1 protein-coding gene is annotated in these 603 nt (G+C 44.9%); it reads left to right on the top strand.

Annotated features, from left to right (window positions below; translation table 11 throughout):
- Nucleotides 1-130: 130 nt before the first annotated feature.
- A partial coding sequence (locus HC176_RS15785; RefSeq protein ID WP_167919952.1) for an MFS transporter occupies nt 131-603 on the top strand: 473 nt, incomplete at its 3' end.

The following is a 603-nucleotide window of genomic DNA, read 5'->3' as shown; positions in this document are numbered from 1 at the left end:
GATAATATTTTACGCCTTTTTCGCAAATTATCCCTGAAATTCTCAGTCCGGCTGACTCTCATCATAGTTCTCTTCCTGGACGTGTTTTTATTTTGTCTTTTCAAGCAATTTGATGAACTTCCCGACCCGAATGAAAAAAGTTAAGAACAGGTGGCTCATTGCCGCTTCTGCAGTTGGCATTCATCTTTCAATTGGTTCAGTTTATGCCTGGAGTGTTTTTACCACTCCTTTGGTCGAGCAATTGGGCTGGAATTTAAAGGAAACTCAATTCAGCTTTAGTCTGGCGATCTTTTGTCTTGGAATTTCGGCAGCATTCCTGGGGCATTTCCTTGAGAAAAAAGGTCCAAAAATCTCCGGCTTGCTTACCGCGATCTTTTTTGGAATTGGTATGGCGGGATCTGGTCTGGCCGTGCACCTGGGTTCTATTTACCTGCTTTACCTATGCTATGGACTGCTGGGCGGGATAGGACTTGGATTAGGATACATTACCCCTGTAGCCACGCTTATAAAATGGTTCCCCGACAAACCGGGCCTGGCAACAGGAATGGCAGTAATGGGTTTTGGATTTGCAGCCCTTATAAGCAGTCCGCTTATCGTCTACCT

The organism is Tamlana crocina, from assembly GCF_012037625.1.
This window is presented reverse-complemented; position numbering and strand designations above follow the sequence as displayed.